Below are 940 nucleotides of genomic sequence, written 5' to 3' on the forward strand. Positions count from 1 at the left end.
AAAATGACGATTGTGCGTGGTTTGAGAATCATTAGTTCAAATGCTCAAACTGGAACAACGTGGTGAAACTGGACATCTTATCAATATCGTAACTCAATGGTGAAACAAAATCAACAATAGTTTTTGCATCGTAATTAAAGCCGTTAATCAAAACATAAAACAATATAACAACACCAACAAAGCTCATTATTGAGAGAATAACATTCGTTCCAAAAGCACTTACCCAAGACTCAAAAGTTAAAACAAATCTATCTGATAAATTTTTATTTGTTTTATTTTCTCTTAACGCTTTTAAGTGAATTTGGTATTCTTGTGTGTGAAATTCTAAGGCTTTAATTTGATCATTTTGTTTGAGTGCAACATTTTTAAGGGTTAAAAAGGTTTCTCGATTGTCTGAACTAAACTTTGTATTGTCATATTCCATCCTATCAATAATCGTATGCTTTAAATCAAGATTGATGTTCTCAACACCTGAAAAATTCAATAAATTGTTAAATATAGCACCAGTAAAATCAACTTTTTTAGAAAACTTTGGTAAATATAAAATATCAGTAGAGACTTTTGCATAAGTAGGAATGATTAGCAAAATGACAAGTTTTGCCGAATTGGTGATTTTATGAAATATAGTCATAGCAAAGCTATAGCTGTGTTTCATAAAATTGTCAAGTTGGTGAAAAATGGCGTTTTGATGATTATTCATATTTATGCAAAGGTCTCCAGTAAACGATTTATTATTGCTAGCAGTACGGACTCTCTGGCCTCTAAAATCAACCCCATCGTTAAATATTGTATCAAGAAACTCGACTTCACCACTAAATTCTGCACCATTAAAGGTAACATTTTTGTTAAATGTTGCGAGATTAAAACTAGTTTCTTTGTTAAACTTTACTCTATCAAATTTAGCATATGTTAGTAAATTGGGCACTATCAAAACTAACCT

The 940-nt window shown here is 30.4% G+C and carries 1 protein-coding gene; it reads right to left on the reverse strand.

Going from position 1 to position 940, the window contains the following annotated elements; all coding sequences use genetic code 11:
• Window positions 1-31 precede the first annotated feature (31 nt).
• Window positions 32-940 (reverse strand): pentapeptide repeat-containing protein (locus tag BAZSYMA_RS03400; RefSeq protein WP_206599440.1); only part of this gene is annotated, 909 nt, incomplete at its 5' end.

The sequence above is a fragment of the Bathymodiolus azoricus thioautotrophic gill symbiont genome (genome assembly GCF_001298715.1).
Lineage (GTDB): Bacteria > Pseudomonadota > Gammaproteobacteria > PS1 > Pseudothioglobaceae > Thiodubiliella.